The following is a 20784-nucleotide window of genomic DNA, read 5'->3' on the forward strand; positions in this document are numbered from 1 at the left end:
TGATCCCGCCCGGCCCGCGCCCGGCCCGGGCCCTGAGCCGACCGGCCCCCGCACGTCCCCCCGCACGGGCGGGTCACGGGCGGCGCCCGGAGTGTTCGGCGAGGCCGCCGGGGCCCGGCCGCGATAGTGCCGCCATGAGACGCACCCCCCGCACCTCCCGCCCCGGCCGCGCTTCCCGTACGCCCCTGCTGCTCGGCGCGGCGCTGCTCACCGCCGTGCTCCAGACCGCCGCGGCTGCGGGCCCCGGCCTCGCCGCGGCTCCCGGGCCCGCCGCGGGCCCGCCCGGTCACGGCGACCGTGACTGCGCGCGCACCCGGCATCCGCTGGACGACCGGGGCCGCGCGGTCCTGGCGGCCGTACGCGAGGCCAAGGCCGACCTGCACCTGAACGCGGTGCTCTTCCGGGTCACCGTCGACGGCCACGACCTGGTCACGGACGCCGTCGGCGAGTCCATGACGAGCGTCCCGGCCGAGCCGGACATGCACTTCCGGGCCGGTTCGGTGGCCTTCGCGCACATCGGCACCACCGTGCTGCGGCTGGTCGAGCAGCACCGGCTCGACCTCGACGCCACGATCGACCGCTGGCTGCCCGAGGTGCCCCGGGCCAAGGAGATCACCCTGCGGATGCTGGCCAACAACACCTCGGGCCTGCACGACTACGTCACCGACCCGAAGTTCGGCGCCGAGCTGACCCCGCACCCGTTCCGCGCCTGGACGCCCGAGCAGCTGCTCGCGTACCCGTACGCGCACTCCTTCTGGTACGACCCGGGCACCAACTGGAGCTACTCGCACGCCAACTACCTGCTGCTCGAACGCGCCCTTGAGCGGATCACCGGGCAGCCGATCGACGAGCTGGTACGGGAGCAGGTCACCGGCCCGCTGGGGCTCGACGACACCCGCAGCGGCCGCACCCCGGAGATCCCGCGCCCGGCGCTGCACGCCTTCACGTCGGACCGGGGGATCTACGAGGAGTCGACGTTCTGGAACCCCTCCTGGACCACCGGCCCCGGCGCGGTGATCACCTCGACGGTCTGCGACATGGCCCGCTCGGCGCAGGGCATCGGCAGCGGTGAGCTGATCTCCCGGCGCTCCTACCGCACCCTGCTGGACCCGGGCACGGTGGGCCTCGGGGTGCCGACCCGGAAGTGCCCGGCCGACATCTGCCTGAAGCAGACGCCGGCCAAGCACTTCGGGCTCGGTGTCATCGTCGCCAACACCTGGCTGCTGCAGAACCCGTCGTTCTCCGGGTACGCGGCCATCCAGGCGTATCTGCCGTCGAAGCGGCTGGCGATCGCGGTGTCGACGACGAAGAAGGCGGACTCCCCTGCGGGCAACAACGCGGAGACCGTCGCCCGGCGGATCGGCGCGCTGCTCGCCCCGGAGCACCCGCTGGCGCCCTGACGGCGCCGGGCGCGCCTCAGGCGCGGGCGGCGGGCCCGGTGGGTCCGGCGGTCCCGGCCTGGGCGGCCGCCGGGCCGCCGTCCGGCCCGCCCCCGGTGCCCTCGGTGTCCTCGGCATCGGAATCGGCCGTCTCACCGGTCAGTTCACGGGCCATCAGGGTCGCTCCGGCGACCGCGCCCGGCATGAGCAGGACCGCGACGAAGGGCACCAGGAAGGCGAGGGTGAGCGGGACGCCGAAGCCGAGGACGGCGGCCCGGCGGCCGCGCAGCAGGGTGAGGCGTTCCTTGAACTCCACGCCGCGGCGCTGCAGCGCGACCGCCGTCAGCTCCTCGGTGAGGAAGAAACCGGAGACGCAGAAGCCGATCGCGGGGACCACGGTCTGGCCGGCCACCGGGATGAACCCGGCGGCGAACAGCAGGATGCCGTAGAAGGCGACCCGCACCAGGACCCGCAGGCTGTCCCGGGCGGAGATCCACAGCTCGCGCCAGAGCGGCAGACCGGACTCGGGGACGTCGCCGCCCTCGGTGCGGTCGACGGCCTCGGACAGCGACTCGTAGAAGGGCTGGCCGACGAGCAGGGTCACCGCGGTGAAGGTGATCACGGCCAGGAACAGGCCGAGCGCGAAGACCAGGAAGATCAGGGTGTTGCGCAGCAGGGCCTGCCAGGGCGAGCCCCAGTCGTCGGCGAACGGTGTCGCCCAGGCCGTCAGGTCGTCGGCGCCGTAGACGAGCCCGACGAGCGCGCCCACGTAGAGGACGAGGGTGACGAGCCCGGGCAGCAGCCCGAATCCGAACCAGCGCCCATGGCCGGCGACCCACTTCTGGCCGCGCAGCAGATATCTGAATCCCACCCCGAAATCACGCATGGCGATCACCCTAGGGCCTGTCCGGCGGATCAAGGCTCGGGGCAAGGAGAAGGGCCGCACCCTGGTCGGTCAGGGTGCGGCCCCTCTCCAGTCTGGCGGAACGAAACTCAGACGGCGAGCTCGACCGTGATGTTGCCCCGGGTCGCCTTGGAGTACGGGCAGACCTGGTGGGCCTTCTCGATGAGGTCCTTGGCGGTCTCGGCGTCCACGGTCGGGATCTGGGCCGAGATCTTGACGATGATGCCGAAGCCCTCGTCGTTCTTGCCGATGCCGACCTCGGCGGTGACCGTCGAGCCGGTGATGTCCACCTTCTCGTCCCGGGCCACCACACCGAGCGCGCCCTGGAAGCAGGCGCTGTAACCGGCGGCGAACAGCTGCTCCGGGTTGGTGCCCGCACCGGAGCCGCCCATCGCCTTGGGCGGGTTGACGACGACATCGAGCTGACCGTCGTCGGTGGCCACCCGGCCGTCGCGCCCGTTCTCGGCGGTGGCGACGGCGGTGTACACGACGTCGGACTGCGTGATCGACATGCTGGTGTCTTCCTTCTTCAGTTCGCCGCGACTCGCGCCCACGATCGCGAGGGCTGAGGGAAGACTAGCGGGTCGCCGATACGACCATCTTTCCGGTGTTGTCACCGCGCAGCATGCCCAGGAAGGCGTCCGCGCCGTTCTCGATGCCCTCGACGACGGTCTCGCCGTACTTCAGCTCGCCGGAACGCAGCCAGCCGCCGACCTCGGTGACGAACTGCGCCTGCATCCCGTAGTGGTCGCCGACCAGGATGCCCTGGAGGCGGAGCCGCTTGCCGATGATGGCGGCCATGTTGTGCGGGCCGGGGACCGGCTCGGTGTCGTTGTACTGCGCGATCATGCCGCAGAGGGTGGCGCGGCCGTGCACGTTGAGCGAGGCGATGGCCGCCTCCAGGTGGTCGCCGCCGACGTTGTCGAAGTAGACGTCGATGCCGTCGGGGGCGGCGGCGCGCAGCTGGTCCTTGACCGGTCCGTCCTTGTAGTTGAAGGCGGCGTCGAAGCCGAGCTCCTCGACCAGCCACTTGACCTTCTCGGCCGAGCCGGCCGAGCCGATGACCTTGGCGGCGCCCTTGAGCTTCGCCATCTGGCCGACCTGGCTGCCGACGGCACCGGCCGCGCCGGAGACGAAGACGGTGTCGCCCTCCTTGAAGGAGGCGACCTCGAAGAGGCCCGCGTAGGCGGTGAGGCCCGGCATGCCGAGCACGCCGAGGTAGGCGGAGAGCGGGGCGAGCGAGGCGTCGACCTTGGTGGCGTGCTGGGCGGGCACGTCCGCGTACTCGCGCCAGCCGAGGCCGTGCAGCACGTGGTCGCCGACGGCGAAGCCCTCGGCGTTGGAGGCGACGACCTCGCCGACCGCGCCGCCGTCCATGGGGGCGTCGAGCTTGAAGGGCGGGATGTAGGACTTCACCTCGTTCATCCGGCCGCGCATGTACGGGTCGACGGAGAAGTGGAGGTTGCGCACCAGGACGCGGCCCTCGGCGGGCGCGGCGACCGGGGCCTCGCGCAGGGCGAAGTCCGCGGGCACGGGCCAGCCGTGCGGACGGGCGACGAGGTGCCACTCACGGCTGGACGCGGGGAGTACGGACATGGGCGGAGCCTCCTGGGAACGCTGCACTACGACCGAAGCTTCACGACCTGAAGCTTCACCAACTGAAACAACCATGCTCCTGAATATTTCATGTTGTCAAGTATCGGGGTACGATGAGGCATGCCCAGCTCACGAACGGACCCCCTGACCCGCGAGGTCGTGGACCTCATCGGCACGGTCGTGGCCCGCTACCACGAGGAGTACGAGGAGGCGGCCGCCGCGCACGCGCTCACCGGAGCGCAGGCCCGGGTCCTCGGCCTGCTCGCCCTCGAACCGACCCCGATGCGCAAGATCGCCACCCAGCTCAGGTGCGAGCCGTCGAACGTCACGGGGATCATCGACCGCCTGGAGTCCCGCGGCCTCGTCGAACGCCGCCCGGACCCGTCCGACCGCCGGGTCAAGGTCGCCGCCCCCACCGACGAGGGCCGCGAGACCGCCCGCCACCTGCGCGACTCGCTCCGCTTCGCCCGCGAGCCGCTGGGCGAGCTGACCGAGGTCGAGCGCACCCTGCTGCGCGACCTGCTCAAACGGATGCTCGGCGAGACGCCCTGACGGGGGTCCCTACACGCACCACCACAGGAACCACGTACAGGTCGGTTCCGGGCTCGGCGTGGTGGGCGCCGTCGGAGTGCCCGCCGACGGGGACGGCGGGGTGGAGCCGCCTGCCGAGGGCGTGACACCACCCGGAGCCGTGGTCGCGGGCGGCGTGACCGGACCACCGGTCGTGGCCCGCGGCGAGGGCCCGGAACCGGACCCCGGCCCCGCCGACGCCCCCGTACCGCCACTCGGCCCCGCACCCGCCCCCGTACCGCTGCCGCCGCCACTCGCGTGACCGGACCCCGAGCCCTTCCCCGGCGCCGGGCGGCCCGTGCCACGCCCCGGATGCGGGGTGCCGGACGGCCGGACCGACTCCGACGCGACCGGGTCCGGACTCGCCGGACCGCTGGGCCGCTCCGAGGGCGCGGGCGGATCGGGATCGAGGGTCGCCTCCGCGGCCTCCTCCCGCACGGCCGAGGCCCGGCCGCCCTGCGGCGGCTCGACGGCCAGCTTCGCCAGGCTCAGCGCACCCGCCGCGAGCACGATGCCGAGGGCACCGAGCAACACCGTGCGCCCACGCCGGGCCCGCGCCCGGCGCTCCCGCCGCGCGGCGGAACGCCCGGCGGAACGCCCCACGGGCCGCGCCGCCGGGGCCAGCTCGAAGCTGAACTCCGGGGCGGCGGGCGGGGGCGCGAAGGACGTGGGGGGAGCGAGGTGCCGCAGCTCCTCGGCGGGGGTCCCGCAGCCCGCACAGGCCAGGGCGCCGTTGAGGTGCCGTCGGCACTGGTGGCAGTAGTCCATGGCGCCCGCAGGCTATGCGCCGAAAGGAGCCCCCTGATAGCCGCCCAGGTGAGGATCCTGTGAGGAAACCGCAGGTCGACGACGTGCCGTCGCGATTCTCCCGCTTCGGGCAGGATGGCCGCATGACCCCTGCCGACCGCATTTCCGCCCCCTTCGGGCCGTACGAGTTCCAGCTCGTCCTGCTCCGGCGGATGGCCGACCACCAGCCGGAGCTGGTGGACGACGCCCTGCGCGAACTCGGCGTGGGCCGCACCGAGATGCGCGAGGCGAACAAGCGCTGGCAGGCATGGGCCCACGTACGGAGCGGCCCGGGCGAACTCGGCCCCGGCGAACTCGCCCGCTACCGGCGGATGCTCGGCACCCCCGAGGCCCGCCACCCGGTGCCCGGCGGCCCCGCCGGGGACGGCGAGGCATGGCTCTGGCCGGTGCCGCTCTGGCCCGACCTCCGCTTCACGGTCCTGACCGGCCCCGCCCGCACGGTCTGGTCCCGCACCCTCAGCCGCGCCCCCGGCTCCCCCGCCCCCACCCTGCGCACCGCCACCGACCTGCGCGCCTGGTCCTGCACCATCGACGAGGTCTGGCGGGCCTTCCCCGGCGCCGACTTCCGCCCGGGCGCGGGCCCCGCCCTGGCCCGCCTCGACTTCGCCCTCCCGGACGGAACCCGCCAAGGCGCCGAATTCGCCTGGGGCCTCTACCAACGCCCCCTTCCTCCGCTCCCCCCAACCCCCCGGCCCACCCCCCGAGCCCACTGACCACCCGCCCTCACCCACCCACACCCCTCAACCCACCCACCTCCCCTCCCCCTCCCCTCCCCCTCCCCCCGGCAAGGGGCGGCGGGGCCGGAGCGGCCCGGGGGCGCAGGGGGCGTGCAGGGGGTCGCGTCCGGGACGTAGAGCGTGATTTGTGGCGCGAGGGACAGGGCATGGCGGTCTCTTGTGACCTCGCCGCGCCGTAAATCATGCAGTCCCGGATGCGACCCCCGGAACGCCCCCGGCGCCCCCGGGCGGCTCAAGCCAACGCGCGCCCCGCGCCCCCCGGCAGCACGATGCCAACAGGACCGCGCTCCCCGCGCGCCCGCCTCGCCCGTGCCAGCACCGCACCCCGGAGGACCCCCGTGACCGTCAGCCTTGAGCAGCTGCGCCGCTGCCATGTCGCCGTCGACCTGGGTGCCGCCCGCACCCGGGTCTTCGTCAAAGGCGCCGGCCTCGTCGTCGACGAGCCGTCCGTCGCCGCCGTGAACACCCGTACCGGCGCCCTCATCGCCGTCGGCGCGCTCGCCGAGAAGATGACCGGCCGCACCCCGGACTACATCCGGGTGGTCCGCCCGGTCTCCGGCGGCACCGTCGTGGACATCGAGATGGCGCAGCGGATGCTCCGTCACCTCCTCGGCGACAAGCTCCGCCGCCAGCTGCGCCGCAAGCCCCGGCTGCGGGCGGCGGCCTGCACGCCGCACGACAGCGACCCGCTCGCCCAGCGCGCCGCCGTGGAGACCCTGGTCGGTCTGGGTGCCCGCCGGGTGGAGCTGGTCGACACCCTGATCGCGGCGGCGGTGGGCTGCGGCCTGCCGGTCGAGCAGCCGACCGCGACGATGATCATGGTGTGCGGGGCCGCCACCACCCAGGTCGCGGTGCTCTCGCTGGGGGCGATCGTGACGGCCGAACGGATGCCGGTGGGCGGCGACGCGATCGATCACGCGATCATCCAGCACCTGCGCCACCAGCACGAGCTGATGCTGCCGAGCCAGTCCGTGCGGCCGCTCCAGGTGGCGCTGCACGGCAACGGCCTGACCCTGCAGGGTCCGACGTTCACGGAGATCCACGGCCGTGACGTGGCCACCGGCCTGGCCCGCTCGGTGACCGTGGACACGGCGGCGGTCCGTGAGGCGATCCAGACGCCGCTGACCGCGGTGCTCGACGGCATCGGGAAGGTGCTGCGCGACTGCCCGCCCGACCTGGTGGCGGATCTCGCGGACCGGGGCATCATGATGGTCGGCGGCAGCGCCCTGCTGCCGGGCCTGGACCAGATGCTGCGTCAGGCGACGGGCATGCCGGTGCACATCGCCGAGCGGCCGGACGTGTGCGCGGTGCTGGGCCTCGGTGCGATGCTGGAGGGGCGGATCCAGCCGCTCGTCCTCGACCCGCTGGCCGATCCCACCGGGAGCGCCGAGTCCGTCCACGACGGCGAGTGACCCATGGCTGGGCGTTTTGTACGACAATGAGCCCATGTCGATCATGGACGAGGACGACCAGCACGCCGCCCCGCGCCCCGGCACCGGGCCCGCCCCGGACCCCGGCACCCGGCCCACCCCGGACGCCGACCCGGAATCCGCCCCGGACGCCGACCCGGAGCCGCGCCTCCCGATGCTGCTCGAAGCCGTCCTCAGCGTGGGCAGTGAGCTCGAACTGCGCAGCACCCTCCAGCACATCGTGGCCACGGCCACCGCGCTGACCGGTGCCCGCTACGGGGCGCGCGGGGTCGTCGACCCCGAGCGCCGCCGGATCACCGAGCTGTTCACCTCCGGCATGACCGACGAGGAACGGGCCCGGATCCCCCGTCTCCCGGACGGCCACACCGGGCTGCTCGGCGTCCTCGTCCAGGACCCGCAGCCGCTGCGGCTCGACGATCTGACGACCGATCCGCGCTCCTCAGGGGTGCCCGAGGGGCACCCCGCGATGCACGGGTTCCTCGGGGTGCCGATCCGGGTGCACACCGAGGTGTTCGGCAATCTGTACCTGACCGAGAAGGCGGCCGGTCCTTTCACCGAGGAGGACCTGGCGCTGCTGCGGGTGCTCGCCTCCCAGGCGGGGATCGCCATCGGCAACGCCCGCCTGTACGAGACCGCCCGCCAGCGGGAACGCTGGATCGAGGGCGCGGCGGCGGTGACGACCGCGCTGCTCGCCGGGGAACCGGCCGAGGACGCCCTGACCACGGTCGCCGAGCGGGCCAGGCTGCTCGCCGACGCCTCGGCCGGGGTGGTGCTCCAGCCGACCCCCGAGGGCGGCATGGAGATCGTGGCCGCGTCCACCACCGAGGACCCCGGCGATCTGGTGGGCACCACGATCGCGCCGGGCTCGCCGGTCCTGGTCCAGCTGCTGGGCGGCGAGCCGGTGTTCATCGAGGACTCGGCGTCGGATCCGCGGATGACCACTCCGGTACGGAGCAGGTTCGGGCCGTCGATGATGCTGCCGCTGCAGAGCGGCGGGAAGCTGATCGGCACCCTCGCGCTGCCCCGGCGGCGCGGTGGCCGCCCGTACTCGGCGGTGGACCGGCTGCTGGCCTCGCAGTTCGCCTCGCAGGCGGCGCTCGCCCTGGTGCTCGCGGACGCCCAGCACGACCGGGAGCAGCTGGCCGTCTACGAGGACCGCGACCGGATCGCCCGTGACCTGCACGATCTGGTCGTGCAGCGGCTGTTCGCGACCGAGATGATGCTGGAGTCGACCCGCCGCAGGGCGGCCGTGCCGGATGTGGACGTGCTGCTCGGCCGGGCGGTCGACGAGCTGGACTCCACCATCCAGGAGGTCCGCACCACGATCTTCGCGCTCCAGCAGCCGCCCGCCGACGCCCCGGCCTCGTTCCGCGGCCGGGTGCTGCGGGAGACCGGCGGGGCGGCGGCGCTGCTCGGCTTCCAGCCGTCGGTGCACTTCTCGGGCGCCGTCGACACGCTGGCCGACGAGACGGCCGCCGACCGGCTCCTGGCCGCGCTGCGCGGCGCGCTCGCCGCCGCGCACCGGCGCAGCGGGCTGGGGGCGGTGACGGTCGAGGTGGCGGCCGACGAGTCGGGCCTGCGGCTGCGGGTCGAGGACGACGGGACCCCGCCGACGGTGATGACCTGGCCCGAGGAACCCGGCACCGACGGGGAACCCCGTACGGAGTAGTCCCGCGCGCCCCTCCCCCGCCCCCGGCCCTTGACTGGGGAGGTGGACACCGAAGCGCAGGCGAAGATCCCCGCGGCCGCCTACCGGAACCTCCTGATGGCCACGATCGGCTTCACGCTCACCTTCTGGGCCTGGGACCTGATCGCGCCGCTCGGCAGCTGGTACGGCGACCGGCTCGGGCTCAGTTCGTTCGAGCAGTCGCTGCTGGTCGCCATCCCGGTGCTCGTCGGCTCGCTCGGCCGGATCCCGGCGGGCGCGCTGACCGACCGGTACGGCGCCAAGCTGATGTTCCCGCTGGTGTCGGCGCTGACCATCGTGCCCGTACTGCTGCTGATCCTGGTGAAGGACTCGTACGGCCTGATGCTGGTGGTGGCGTTCCTGCTCGGGCTCGGCGGCACGACGTTCGCCATCGGCATCCCACTGGTCAACTCCTGGTTCCCGCCCGCCAAGCGGGGCTTCGCGCTCGGGGTGTTCGGCATGGGCATGGGCGGTGTGGCGCTGTCCGGCTACTTCACGCCCCGGATCGCCAAGCACGGCGAGAACCTGCCGTTCGTCGTGGTGGCCGTCGCCCTCGCCGCGTACGCCGTGCTCGGCGCGCTGCTCATCACCGACCGCCCGGACCGCCCGGTGCCCGCCGCCTCGCTCGGGCACCGGCTGGGCCAGGCCGGGCGGCTGCGGGTGACCTGGGAGCTGTCGGCGCTGTACGCCATCGGGTTCGGCGGCATCGTCGCGTTCGGCGTCTATCTGCCGACGTATCTGAAGACCTGGTACGAGCTGGACCCGACCGACGCGGGCACCAAGGCCGCCGGGTTCGCCCTGGTGACCGTCATCTTCCGGCCGCTCGGCGGCTGGCTGTCGGACCGGATCCACCCGGCCCTGGTGACGGCCGTCGCGCTCGCCGTGGTGGCCCTGCTCGCCATCGTGCAGGCGTTCGACCCGCCGCTGAACCCGGGCGGCACCACCGCGCTGCTCATCATGGCGGCCGGGCTCGGCACCGCGAGCGGCTCGGTCTTCGCGCTGGTCTCCCAGGTCACCCCGCAGCCGCAGGTCGGCAGCGTCACCGGCATCGTCGGCGCGATGGGCGGCCTCGGCGGCTTCGTGCCACCCCTGGTGATGGGCGCGATCTACAGCGCCAAGGACTCCTACTCGATCGGCTTCATGCTCCTGTCCGACCTGGCGCTGGCCGGTTGCGTGTACGCGTACGGGCGGATGCGCACGATCCAGCCGGACGGCGCGGCGGGCGACGGCGGGGCGGCCGGTCCCGACGTGAGCAAGGTCGCAGCGCGCCGTCCCTGACGCCTGGGCAGAATGCCCGCATGAGCGCCCTCTTCCCGGCCCTGCGGGCCGCGAGCGACCCCACGACGGCCGGCCGGACCGCGCTGCGGTTCGGCACGGACACCGCCCTGACCTACGCCGACCTGGCCCGGGCCGCCGGCGCGCTGGCCGAACGGCTGCGGGGCGCCCGGCGGGTGGCCGTCTGGGCGACGCCGAGTGCGGAGACGGCGGTCGGCGTCGTGGCCGCGCTGCTCGCCGGAGTGCCGGCCGTCCCGCTCAACCCGCGCATCGGAGCGGCCGAACTCGCCCACATCCTCGGCGACAGCGCCCCCGACCTGGTGCTGGCGGGCGCCGGGGACACCCTGCCGGACGGGCTCGCCGGGCTGCCGAGGACGGACGTGGACGTACGCGTACGGGCGGCGGGCGCCCCGGAGCGGTCGGCGCCCACGTCGGGCCCCGCCCCGGACCCCGACCCCGAGCTTGGTCCCGACCCCGATCCCGAGTCCACCGCTCTCATCGTCTACACCTCCGGCACCACGGGACCGCCCAAGGGCGTCCTGCTGTCCGGCCGAGCGGTCGCCGCCTCCCTGGACGCGCTGGCCGACGCCTGGGACTGGACCGCCGACGACGTGCTCGTGCACGCCCTGCCGCTGTTCCATGTGCACGGCCTGGTGCTCGGCGTGCTCGGCCCGCTGCGGCGCGGCGGCGAGCTGCGGCACCTGGGCGGCTTCTCGGTCGAGGGGATCGCGAAGGAGTTGGGCGGCGCGGGCGGCGGGACGATGCTGTTCGGCGTACCGACGATGTACCACCGGATCGCCGAGGCACTGCCCCACGAACCCGCGCTGGTACGGGCGTTGGCCCAGGCACGGCTGCTGGTGTCGGGCTCGGCGGCGCTGCCGGTGCACGACCACGAGCGGATCGCGGCGGCGACCGGGCGGACGGTGATCGAGCGGTACGGGATGACGGAGACGCTGATGCTGTGCTCGCTGCCCGCCGCCCCGGCCCGGCCCCGGCCGGGGTCGGTGGGACTGCCGCTCGGCGGTGTCGAGCTGCGGCTCGTGGAGGAGGACGGCTCGGTCCTCGACCCGGCCGCCGGGGAGTCGGGCGCCGACGCCGTCGGGGAGATCGAGGTGCGCGGCCCGAACCTGTTCTCCGGGTACCTCAACCGGCCCGACGCGACGGCGGCGGCCTTCGCCGAGGGCGGCTGGTTCCGCACCGGGGACATGGCGGTCCGGGAGGCCGACGGCTATGTGCGGCTGGTCGGCCGCAAGGCCACCGACCTCATCAAGAGCGGCGGCTACAAGATCGGGGCGGGCGAGATCGAGAACGCCCTGCTCGACCACCCCGGGGTGCGCGAGGCCGCCGTCACCGGCGCGCCCGACCCGGACCTCGGCGAGCGGATCGTGGCCTGGATCGTCCCGGCCGACCCGGCCGCCCCGCCGGCCGCGCGGGCGCTCGCCGAGCACGTCGCCGCCCAGCTCGCCCCGCACAAGCGCCCGCGCGAGGTGCGCTATCTGACGGCGCTGCCGCGCAACGACATGGGCAAGATCCTGAAGAAGGCGCTGCCGTCCGCCGAGGTGCTCGATGTCTGACCCGGATCTCTCCGCACACCCCGGCCCGATGCCCGGCCCGTCCCCCGCGCGGCTCTCCGCGCGGGCCGCGATCGCCCTGGTCACCGACGACTTCGTCCCGCTCGCCACCGCACCCGCACCGGCCTTACGTGACGGTCCCGACGGGCCGCTCGGCTGGACCGGGTACGACGCCTCCCGGGCCCGGGCCGCCGAACGCACCGGCGAGGACGAGTCGGTGCTGTGCGGCACCGCGACCGTCGACGGGCACGGCTGCGTCCTCGTCGTCTTCGAGTTCGGCTTCCTCGGCGGCTCGCTCGGCCGCACCGCCGGGGACCGGCTCGTCGCCGCCCACCGCGCGGCGGCCGACCGGCGGCTGCCGCTGGTGTCCCTGGTGGCGACGGGCGGCAGCCGGATGCAGGAGGGCATGATCGCGCTCGGCCAGCTCCAGCGGGTCGCCGCCGCGACCGTGGAGCTGCGCGCCGCCGGTGTCCCGCACCTCGCGGTGCTCCGCGACCCCGCCACCGGCGGCGGCTGGGCGACCGTCGGCGCGGGCGGGGACGTGGTGCTCGCGCTGCCGTCGGCCCAAGTGGCCTTCGCGGGCTCCCGGGTGCGTCCGCCGGAGGCGGACCCGGCCGCGTACACCGCCGAGGACCAGTACGCCCACGGCCATGTCGACGCACTGGTCCCGGCCGCCGAACTGCGCGCCACGCTGGGCCGCTGGCTGCGCCTGCTCACCCCGACGCCCGAACCCACGACCGGCCCTGGACCGGCCCCCGCCCCGACCGCGCCCGCTCCCCCGCCCGCCGCGCTCGGCTCCGCCGCGCCGCCCGCCACCGGCTGGGACGCGGTGCTCGCCGCCCGGGCCGCCGGACGGCCGCGCGCCGACGCCTACCTGGACGCCTACTTCACGCTGCGGGCCACCATCCGCGGCGACCGCACGGGATCCGTCGACCCCACCGTGGAGTGCGGCTTCGGACTCCGCGCCGACGGCCGGGTGGTGGCGTACGCGGCGCAGTGCGGCGGCGCGACCCGCCCGGCCGGGTTCCGCACGGCGGCCCGGCTCGTCCGGCTCGCGGACCGGCTCGGCATCCCGGTGCTCACCCTGATCGACACCCCGGGCGCCGCCAACGACGCGGCGGCGGAACGGGCCGGGGCCGGGCCCGCCATCGCGGAGGCGTTCGCGGCGATCGCCGCCGCCCGCACCCCGGTGACCTCGCTGCTGATCGGCGAGGGCGGTTCGGGCGGCGCGCTGGCGCTCGCCGCGCCGGGCGCCACCTGGGCGGCGCCCGACGCGTACTTCTCGGTGATCGCACCGGAGCTGGCCGCGCAGATCCTCAAGCGGGACCCGGAGCGGGTGCCCGAGACGGCCGGCCAGCTGCGGATCCGGCCTCAGGACCTGGTGGACCTGGGGGTGGTCCGGGGCATCGTCCGGGGCGCCGCCCACGGCACGGTGACGTCCAGCGAGTAGAGCCGGGTGATCTGCTGGGCGATGTCGTTGTCGTCGCTGACGAGCAGCAGCCGCAGCCGCTGACCGCGCGGGCCGCCGCCCTCGTACGAACGGACCGCCATGCCCTCGATGTTGTCGATCAGCGGGTGGTTCTGCGGCAGGTGCGAGGGCGCACCGAGGGTCGGGCAGTCGTCCAGGTCGGCCAGGAGCGTCTTGCGCAGCACGCCGTGGCGGCCGAGTCCGGCCTCGGTGAGGCGGTCGACCCGGCCGACGTCCTCGGCGCCGCGCGGGTCGGTGACGTACAGGCGCACGGTGATGCGGAACGTCTCGGTGAAGCCGCGCTCCAGGACGAGCAGCCGCCCGTCGCCGACCGGCGCGAGTTCGACGAGGCCGTGGCCGGGGTCGACGGGGTACGCGTACTGCTCGGCGAGCCGGTACGTGCCGTGCGGGCCGGGCCGCCAGGTCTGGACCCGGTTCAGGGTGCGCCCGGCCGCGTCGGTGCCGTCGCCCGCGAGCGGGCCCTCCATCCCGGCGTACAGCCGCCCGCCGGAGACGGTGAGGCTCTCGAAGGTGCGGTTGCGTTCGGCGCGCCCGGCGGGGGCGACCCGCAGCGCGGCGGGCACCGGCAGTTCGGCGAGCAGGGTGCCGCCCGGGCCGTAGCGGCGGACGGACGGCTCGTTCTCGGAGGTGACGAGCAGGCTGCCGCCGCGCTCCGCGACGATGCCCTCGGAGTCGAGCGGCGCTCCGGCCGGGTCGGTGAGCGGCACCGCGCCGGTGGCGACGGGGCGGCGGCCGGTCAGGCCGAGCGGGAAGAGCGTGGAGCGGTCGGAGAGCGCGACGGCCTTGCCGTCACCGGTGGTGGCGAGCGCCGAGAGGCCGCCGACGCGGGTGGTCGTCCCGGCGGCGGTGGACTTGTCGAGGGCGTCGGAGAACCCGGCGACCGACACCAGCGGCGAACACGCCCGCCCGGCCGACGAGTTCCCGCCGTTCGCCCGGGTCCCGTGGACGTCCCGAATCTCGTGGGCCGCCGCGGGCGGTGCCGCCAGGCACCCCAGCACGACCGCCGCCGACACCGACAGGGCCGTCGGTACGGCACTCCACGCACGCATGCGTATCCGCATGGGTCTTCTCCTCCGCCTGCTCGCGTCGCGCCCACGACCCGTCACAGCCCGACATCGTCCTACGGCATGCCGGTCGAGAGGTGAAGCCCCGTGCAACGCCGCATGAAGCCCCGAAGGTCCGGACAGCGGGCCCTCCCCCGGCCCTGGCCCCGGACAGGGGAACACCCCCTCGGCCGCGCGGGCCGAGGGGGTGTTCCGTGCGCGTGGCACGCTGAGCGGTCAGCCGTTGTCGCCCGTGCAGAAGCTGAAGTCGCTGCAGACGACGACCGTGTGGTCGATCTGCGTGACCACCGTCTCGTCGCCGAACTCCGGACCGTCGTTGGCGACGGCCGCACCGGCACCGGCCAGGACCGCGGCCGAGGCCAGGGCGAACGTGGCGATGAGCTTGCGCATGAAAACCTCCTGAGAGTGGGGTTGCTCAGGACGGAGCCTGTCCTCGGCATGGGACAGCGGCAAGTGCCGTCGCGTTGACGCGGCCGGGGGACGACCCGTTCGGCGGGCGCATTGCCGTTTCGCGCCCACCGCCCGGAGCAGTTCCCCGGTCGTCGGGCTCAGGCGGTCGGGTGCTCGGCGTCGTAGCGGCGGAAGCCCTTCGCGTACAGCGTGAGCAGGCCGATCGCGACGACGCAGGCGAGACCGCCGCCGGTGACGGCGATGGCCGGGGTGGTGAGGTCGGCGACCGAGCCCGCCAGGAAGTCACCGAGCCGCGGCCCGCCCGCGACGACCACGATGAACACGCCCTGGAGCCGCCCGCGCATCTCGTCCGGGGCCGCCACCTGCATCATCGTGTTCCGGAAGATCATCGAGACGGTGTCCGCGTAGCCCGCGACGGCGAGCAGCAGCAGCCCGAGCCAGAGGTTGCGGGTCAGGCCGAAGGCGGCGATCGCGGTGCCCCAGCACGCCACCGACAGCAGGATCGCCTGCCCGTGGTGCCGGATCCGGCCCTGCCAGCCGGAGAGCACCCCGCCGAGCAGCGCGCCGAACGCCGGTGCGGCGACGAGGAGTCCGGTGGTCTTGGCGTCGCCGCCGAACCAGAGCACGGCGATGGCCGGGAACAGCGCGCGCGGGTGGGCCAGGATCATCGCGCAGAAGTCGGAGAAGAACGTCATCCGCAGATTGGGGCGGGTGGCGAGGAAGCGCAGCCCGTCGAGGACGGAGGCGCGCTTGGCGCCGGTGCGCTCCGGCAGCATCGACGGCAGCCGCCACATCGCGTAGAGGGACGCGGAGAAGGCGATGGCGTCGATGAGGTACGCGGTCTGGTAGCCGGCCAGACCGACGATGAGGCCGCCCAGGCTGGGCCCGACCAGGGTGCCGAAGGTGGTGGTCATCGAGTTGAGCGCGTTGGCGGCGCGCAGCTGCTCGGGCGGCAGCAGCCGGGGGATCATCGAGCTGCGGGCGGGCGCGTTGAGCGCGCCGCAGACCGACTGCAGGGCGACGATCCCGTACAGGAACCAGACCTGGTGGAAGTGCGCGAAGGCGGCGGTCGCGAGCGCCACCGAGAGGACGGCGGAGCCGCTGGAGCTGGCCAGGCCGAGCCTGCGCCGGTCGACGGTGTCGGCGATGGCGCCGCCGTACAGGCCGAACACGATCAGCGGGACCAGCGAGAAGAGCCCGACCAGGCCGACCGAGAACGGCGAGCGGGTGATGTCGTAGACCTGGAGCGAGATGGCGAGGGTCGTCATGCCCTGGCCGACCCAGCTCACCGAGCTGCCGAACCAGAGGCGGCGGAAGTCGGCCGAGGTGCGCAGCGGGGTGAGGTCGGCGAAGACCCGGCGGCGTTCGGTGGCTTCGGTGACGGTCACGCGGCGTCGGCCGTCAGGTCGTAGCGCAGCTCGGGGCGCTCCCAGTGGATGTGGCCGGTGGGGCGCACGGTGCCGGTGCGGTGGGCGCCGGTGCGCAGGTAGAACTCCTCGGCGGGCGGGTGGGCGACCACCCGGATCGAGTCGAGCCCGGCGGCCCTGCCCTCGGCGGTCATGTGGTCGATGAGCAGCCGTCCGATGCCGAGGCCCTGGGCGTGGTCGGCGACGAAGGCGAGGTCGAGTTCGGCCTCGTCGAGGAGGAGGGCGTAGAAGCCGAGCACCCGGTCGTCGGCGTCGACCGCGACATGGACGGGATGGTGCTCGATGTACGCGCCGCCGACCTGGTAGCCGTCGACCATGGCGGCGTACTCGCCGCGATAGGCGCCGGAGGTCCTGACCAGCTGGGTGAGCCGCCGGGAGTCGGCGGCCGTGGCGCGCCGGAGCGTGATCCGGCCTGGGTTGTCGGGCATGGCGCGCAGTATAGGACCGTTCCTGGTATCGGAGCCTTACATTTTCGCGTCCGCGGCCCCTCCGGAAGGCTCCGTCACGGGGTCACGGGGTCACGACGTCACCAGGTCACGGGGCCGCGCAGGCCGCGAGGTCGTCCGGGTCGACGGAGTCGAGGCGGATCGCCAGGGCGGTCAGCCGCTCCCGCAGCTCGCGCATCTCGGCCAGGTCGAGCCCGGTGGCGGCGGCGATCCGGCGCGGCACGCCGAGCGCCCGCGCGCGCAGCGCGGTCCCCTCGGCGGTGACCCGCACGGTGACCGAGCGCTCGTCCTCGGGGCTGCGCCGCCGCTCGACGTATCCGGCCGCCTCCAGGCGCTTGAGCAGCGGCGACAGGGTGCCGGAGTCGAGCTTGAGCCGCTCGCCGATGCCCTTGACGGGCAGTTCGCCGTACTCCCAGAGGACCAGCATCGCCAGGTACTGGGGGTAGGTCAGGCCGAGCTCCTTGAGCGCGCCCCGGTAGACGCCGTTGAAGGCGCGGGTGGCGGCGTGCAGGGAGAAGCAGATCTGGTTGTCGAGCCGGAGGAATTCCTCGCTCCGATCCGCGCCGCCCTGCTCCACGTCTTGCTGGTCCACGTCCATGGTTCCCAGGGTACGGGAGAGCCGCATCACGCCCGATTGAGTTGTGCACAACTTAATAGCGCGCTATAAATAGAGGGCAGCAGCGAACCTCCCGAGGAACGGAAGAACCCATGGACGCGCTCTACACCGCAGTCGCCACCGCCAACGGCCGCGAGGGCCGCACCGTCAGCTCCGACGGCGTGCTCGACCTCCCGCTCGCCTTCCCGGCGGCCCTCGGCGGCAACGGCCAGGGCACCAACCCCGAGCAGCTCTTCGCCGCCGGTTACGCGGCCTGTTTCGCGAGCGCCATGAGCAACGTCGCCCGCCAGGAGAAGATCGACGTCTCCGAGGTGTCCGTCACCGCCGAGGTCTCCATCGGCAAGGACCCGGCCGACGGCGGCTTCGGCCTCTCGGTCGTGATGCGCGCCGAGCTCCCGGACCACCTCCAGGGCGAGGCCGGCGAGATGCTCCTGAAGAAGACCCACGCCTACTGCCCGTACTCGAAGGCGACCCGCGGCAACATCCAGGTCGAGCTCGTCATCGAGTAGTACCCACGGCTCCTGCCCACGCCTCATACCCAGGTCGTACGAGCGGGGCCCTGGTTGAGCACGTGCGCGGCCGCGCGGATGAGTACCCGTACCCATCCGCGCGGCCGCTTCGCGCGTCCAGACTGGGGCCACCCGGGGACGCCCGAAGTCCCCCGCAGCCCGCCTGGAGACCTCGTGTCCACGCTCCGCCGCCGCCTCCGCACCCGCCGCCCGGTCCGTCGCCCGCTCGCCGCCGCGCTCGTCGGCGTGACCGCGGCCCTCTCGCTGACCGCCTGCGTGGGGTACGAGGAGAACATCTGCAGCCGGGGCGAGTACCCGGCCATGGCGATCGGCGACTCCGGCAGCTACTGCGAGAAGGACGGCAAGGAGCCGGACCCGGGCTTCACCCGCTACCCCGAGGGCAAGGTCCCGCAGCACGTCGGCGACCAGTGGGACGAGTACTGGACCACCCGCACCGTCGACAAGGACGGCAAGATCATCGACCTGCCGGCCTCCTGAACGCCGGTCGTTCACTGACTCGTCGAGTGGACTTCTGTTGACAATCGTCCGCTACCACGGGAGCTTTGACCCTGGGAGCGTTCATAGTTGAGCAATTACGTTCGAGCACGGGGGATTTGCCGAACGTACGACGGGCAGTCATGGGACAGCCGCCGGGCGGTGGCCCGCGCGCGCTCTTCTTGGGGCGCTCGCGTCGGACCGGCCGTCCGGCGCACCGTGTCACTCACCCCCCGGAGGACAGCTCCCATGGCCGAACTCAATCGTCGCCGCTTTCTCCAAGTGGCGGGCGGCACCGCCGCGTTCACGATGCTGTCGAACAGCATCGCCCGCGCCGCGGCCATCCCGGCACAGGGCACCACCGGAACGATCCAGGACGTCGAGCACATCGTCGTCCTGATGCAGGAAAATCGTTCCTTCGACCACTATTTCGGTGCGATGAAGGGCGTCCGCGGCTTCGGTGACCCCCGCCCGGTCACGCTGCCCAGCGGCAAGTCGGTCTGGAACCAGTCCGACGGCTCCAAGGTGACCCTGCCGTTCCGCCCCACCAGCGACAAGCTGGGCATGGAGTACCTCCAGGGCCTCAACCACGACTGGCAGGGCGGCCAGAGCGCCTTCAACAAGGGCAAGTACGACAACTGGGTGCCCGCGAAGACCAAGGCCACCATGGCCCACCTCACCCGCGAGGACATCCCCTTCCACTACGCGCTCGCCGACGCCTTCACCATCTGCGACGCGTACCACTGCTCCTTCATCGGCGCGACCGACCCCAACCGCTACTACATGTGGACGGGTTACGTCGGCAACGACGGCAAGGGCGGCGGCCCCGTCCTCAACAACGCCGAGGCGGGCTACGGCTGGACCACCTACCCCGAGCGCCTGGAGGCGGCCGGGGTCTCCTGGAAGATCTACCAGGACATCGGCGACGGTCTGAACGCGGCCGGTTCGTGGGGCTGGATCAACGACGCCTTCCGCGGCAACTACGGCGACAACTCGCTCCTCTACTTCAACAACTACCGCAACGCGGCGCCGGGCAACCCGCTCTACGACAAGGCCCGCACCGGCACCGACGCCAAGGCCGGACAGGGCTTCTTCGACATCCTGCGCGCCGACGTGCAGGGCGGCCGGCTGCCGCAGGTGTCCTGGATAGCCGCCCCCGAGGCGTTCTCGGAGCACGCCAACTGGCCCTCGAACTACGGCGCCTGGTACATCTCGCAGGTCCTCGACGCGCTGACCTCGAACCCGGACGTGTGGGCGAAGACGGCCCTGTTCATCACGTACGACGAGAACGACGGCTTCTTCGACCACGTGGTCCCGCCGTACGTGCCGTCCGGCGCGGCGCAGGGCCTGTCGACGGTCGCCACCACGCTCGACTACTTCGGCGGCAAGACCGGTTACGCGGCCGGTCCTTACGGTCTCGGCCCGCGCGTCCCGATGATCGTCGTCTCGCCCTGGTCCACCGGCGGCTACACCTGCTCGGAGACCTTCGACCACACCTCGGTGATCCGCTTCATGGAGTCCCGCTTCGGGGTCCAGGAGCCGCAGATCTCGCCGTGGCGCCGCGCCGTGTGCGGCGACCTGACCTCGGCCTTCGACTTCTCCCGCACGCAGGCCCAGCCGGCCGCGCTGCCGTCGACGGCGGGCTACTTCCCGCCGGACAAGAACCGGCACTCCGACTTCCTGGCGACCGCCCCGGCGGTCGGCACGATGCCCCGCCAGGAGCCCGGCGGCAAGCCCACCCGGCCGCTGCGCTACGCCCCGTACGTGGACGGCGCCGCCGACACCACGGCCGGCACCTTCCGGCTGACCTTCAGCGGCGGGCCCTCGGCGGGCGCCCAGTTCTACGTGACCTCGGCGAACCGCACGGACGCGCCCTGGACGTACACGACCGAGGCCGGGAAGTCGATCGCGGACACCTGGAACACCAAGTACTCCAAGACCCTGACCGACCTCACCGTCCACGGCCCGAACGGCTTCCTGCGCCGCTTCCGCTCCCCCGGCAAGACGGCCGTCCCCGAGGTCCAGGCCCGCCACAACGCGGCCACCGGCAATCTGGACCTGACCTTCACCAACCCGGGCACCACCACCACGGTGACCGTCACCAACACCTACGCGGGCACCCCCACGACGGTGTCGGTCCCGAAGGGCGCCACGGTCACCCACACCGTCCCGCTCTCGGCCTCCGCCCGCTGGTACGACGTCTCCATCACGGCCGCCTCGACGACGGACTACCTCCGCCGCCTGGCGGGCCACGTGGAAACGGGCGCGGCGGGCACGTCGGACCCGGGGATCCTGACGTACTGACGCGTCGAGCGTCCTGACTCGCTGAGCACCGCGGCCGGGACGGATGAGTGCGCGTACTCATCCGCCC

The 20784-nt window shown here is 73.5% G+C and carries 20 protein-coding genes; 11 read left to right on the plus strand and 9 right to left on the minus strand.

The window, feature by feature from the left end:
* Positions 1 to 134 precede the first annotated feature (134 nt).
* A complete protein-coding gene (locus tag ACIPXM_RS12315) occupies positions 135 to 1400 on the plus strand; it encodes a serine hydrolase domain-containing protein (RefSeq protein WP_401654724.1) in 1266 nt (421 codons plus the stop codon).
* Between the two features lie 16 nt (positions 1401 to 1416).
* On the opposite strand, the gene ACIPXM_RS12320 is transcribed toward ACIPXM_RS12315, so the two are convergent.
* The 3 genes from ACIPXM_RS12320 to ACIPXM_RS12330 all read right to left on the minus strand — a co-directional run bounded on the left by ACIPXM_RS12320 (position 1417) and on the right by ACIPXM_RS12330 (position 3879).
* A complete protein-coding gene (locus ACIPXM_RS12320) occupies positions 1417 to 2265 on the minus strand; it encodes an EI24 domain-containing protein (RefSeq protein WP_401654725.1) in 849 nt (282 codons plus the stop codon).
* A 107-nt stretch (positions 2266 to 2372) separates the two neighbouring features.
* Entirely contained in the window at positions 2373 to 2795 is a 423-nt protein-coding gene (locus ACIPXM_RS12325; protein WP_401654726.1) for an organic hydroperoxide resistance protein, read from the minus strand.
* 64 nt (positions 2796 to 2859) lie between these two features.
* Positions 2860 to 3879, minus strand: a complete 1020-nt coding sequence (locus ACIPXM_RS12330; protein WP_401654727.1) for an NADP-dependent oxidoreductase — start codon at positions 3877 to 3879, stop codon at positions 2860 to 2862.
* A gap of 120 nt (positions 3880 to 3999) precedes the next feature.
* On the opposite strand from ACIPXM_RS12330, the gene ACIPXM_RS12335 reads away from it, so the two are divergent.
* A complete protein-coding gene (locus tag ACIPXM_RS12335) occupies positions 4000 to 4431 on the plus strand; it encodes a MarR family winged helix-turn-helix transcriptional regulator (protein WP_401654729.1) in 432 nt (143 codons plus the stop codon).
* A gap of 9 nt (positions 4432 to 4440) precedes the next feature.
* Here ACIPXM_RS12335 and ACIPXM_RS12340 read toward each other — a convergent pair whose 3' ends face one another.
* Positions 4441 to 5217 (minus strand): hypothetical protein, encoded by a 777-nt coding sequence (locus ACIPXM_RS12340; protein WP_401654730.1) that lies wholly within the window; start codon positions 5215 to 5217, stop codon positions 4441 to 4443.
* Between the two features lie 122 nt (positions 5218 to 5339).
* Here ACIPXM_RS12340 and ACIPXM_RS12345 point away from each other — a divergent pair, with 122 nt between their 5' ends.
* From ACIPXM_RS12345 to ACIPXM_RS12370, 6 genes are all read left to right on the plus strand, one after another.
* Positions 5340 to 5969: a hypothetical protein gene (locus ACIPXM_RS12345; protein ID WP_401654731.1), complete on the plus strand. Its 630-nt coding sequence runs from the start codon at positions 5340 to 5342 to the stop codon at positions 5967 to 5969.
* A 362-nt stretch (positions 5970 to 6331) separates the two neighbouring features.
* On the plus strand, positions 6332 to 7405 hold the full coding sequence (locus ACIPXM_RS12350; protein ID WP_401654732.1) for a rod shape-determining protein: 1074 nt from the start codon (positions 6332 to 6334) through the stop codon (positions 7403 to 7405).
* Between the two features lie 172 nt (positions 7406 to 7577).
* Positions 7578 to 9092: a GAF domain-containing protein gene (locus ACIPXM_RS12355; RefSeq protein WP_401654816.1), complete on the plus strand. Its 1515-nt coding sequence runs from the start codon at positions 7578 to 7580 to the stop codon at positions 9090 to 9092.
* Between the two features lie 96 nt (positions 9093 to 9188).
* Positions 9189 to 10388: an MFS transporter gene (locus ACIPXM_RS12360; protein WP_401654817.1), complete on the plus strand. Its 1200-nt coding sequence runs from the start codon at positions 9189 to 9191 to the stop codon at positions 10386 to 10388.
* Positions 10389 to 10408: 20 nt separating this feature from the next.
* Positions 10409 to 11959, plus strand: a complete 1551-nt coding sequence (locus tag ACIPXM_RS12365; protein ID WP_401654733.1) for an acyl-CoA synthetase — start codon at positions 10409 to 10411, stop codon at positions 11957 to 11959.
* Entirely contained in the window at positions 11952 to 13406 is a 1455-nt protein-coding gene (locus ACIPXM_RS12370) for a carboxyl transferase domain-containing protein (RefSeq protein ID WP_401654735.1), read from the plus strand. Before ACIPXM_RS12365 ends, ACIPXM_RS12370 begins: the two co-directional genes overlap by 8 nt.
* Here ACIPXM_RS12370 and ACIPXM_RS12375 read toward each other — a convergent pair.
* The 5 genes from ACIPXM_RS12375 to ACIPXM_RS12395 form a co-directional block, all read right to left on the minus strand.
* The gene (locus tag ACIPXM_RS12375; protein ID WP_401654736.1) at positions 13328 to 14506 is read right to left on the minus strand and encodes an esterase-like activity of phytase family protein; all 1179 of its coding nucleotides are present in this window, start codon (positions 14504 to 14506) and stop codon (positions 13328 to 13330) included. The genes ACIPXM_RS12370 and ACIPXM_RS12375 overlap by 79 nt on opposite strands.
* A gap of 219 nt (positions 14507 to 14725) precedes the next feature.
* Complete coding sequence (locus tag ACIPXM_RS12380; RefSeq protein WP_401654737.1) at positions 14726 to 14899, minus strand: hypothetical protein; 174 nt, start codon at positions 14897 to 14899, stop codon at positions 14726 to 14728.
* Positions 14900 to 15057: 158 nt separating this feature from the next.
* Positions 15058 to 16308 (minus strand): MFS transporter, encoded by a 1251-nt coding sequence (locus ACIPXM_RS12385; RefSeq protein ID WP_401654738.1) that lies wholly within the window; start codon positions 16306 to 16308, stop codon positions 15058 to 15060.
* Positions 16305 to 16775: a GNAT family N-acetyltransferase gene (locus ACIPXM_RS12390; RefSeq protein WP_401654739.1), complete on the minus strand. Its 471-nt coding sequence runs from the start codon at positions 16773 to 16775 to the stop codon at positions 16305 to 16307. The genes ACIPXM_RS12385 and ACIPXM_RS12390 overlap by 4 nt, the downstream gene beginning before the upstream one ends.
* A gap of 106 nt (positions 16776 to 16881) precedes the next feature.
* Positions 16882 to 17391 (minus strand): MarR family winged helix-turn-helix transcriptional regulator, encoded by a 510-nt coding sequence (locus tag ACIPXM_RS12395; protein ID WP_401654740.1) that lies wholly within the window; start codon positions 17389 to 17391, stop codon positions 16882 to 16884.
* Between the two features lie 110 nt (positions 17392 to 17501).
* Between ACIPXM_RS12395 and ACIPXM_RS12400 the strand changes: the two genes are divergently transcribed.
* The 3 genes from ACIPXM_RS12400 (at position 17502) to ACIPXM_RS12410 (ending at position 20717) form a co-directional block, all read left to right on the plus strand.
* Positions 17502 to 17918 carry an organic hydroperoxide resistance protein gene (locus ACIPXM_RS12400; protein ID WP_401654741.1) on the plus strand — a complete coding sequence of 139 codons (417 nt, stop codon included), beginning with the start codon at positions 17502 to 17504 and terminating at the stop codon, positions 17916 to 17918.
* A gap of 174 nt (positions 17919 to 18092) precedes the next feature.
* Positions 18093 to 18416, plus strand: a complete 324-nt coding sequence (locus ACIPXM_RS12405; RefSeq protein WP_401654743.1) for an SCO0607 family lipoprotein — start codon at positions 18093 to 18095, stop codon at positions 18414 to 18416.
* A 246-nt stretch (positions 18417 to 18662) separates the two neighbouring features.
* Positions 18663 to 20717, plus strand: coding sequence for a phosphocholine-specific phospholipase C (locus tag ACIPXM_RS12410; RefSeq protein ID WP_401654744.1), 2055 nt, complete (start codon positions 18663 to 18665; stop codon positions 20715 to 20717).
* The last annotated feature ends 67 nt before the right edge of the window (positions 20718 to 20784 follow it).

Origin of the sequence: Streptomyces sp. NPDC090025 (assembly GCF_044748125.1) — a bacterium.
Taxonomy (GTDB): Bacteria; Actinomycetota; Actinomycetes; order Streptomycetales; family Streptomycetaceae; genus Streptomyces.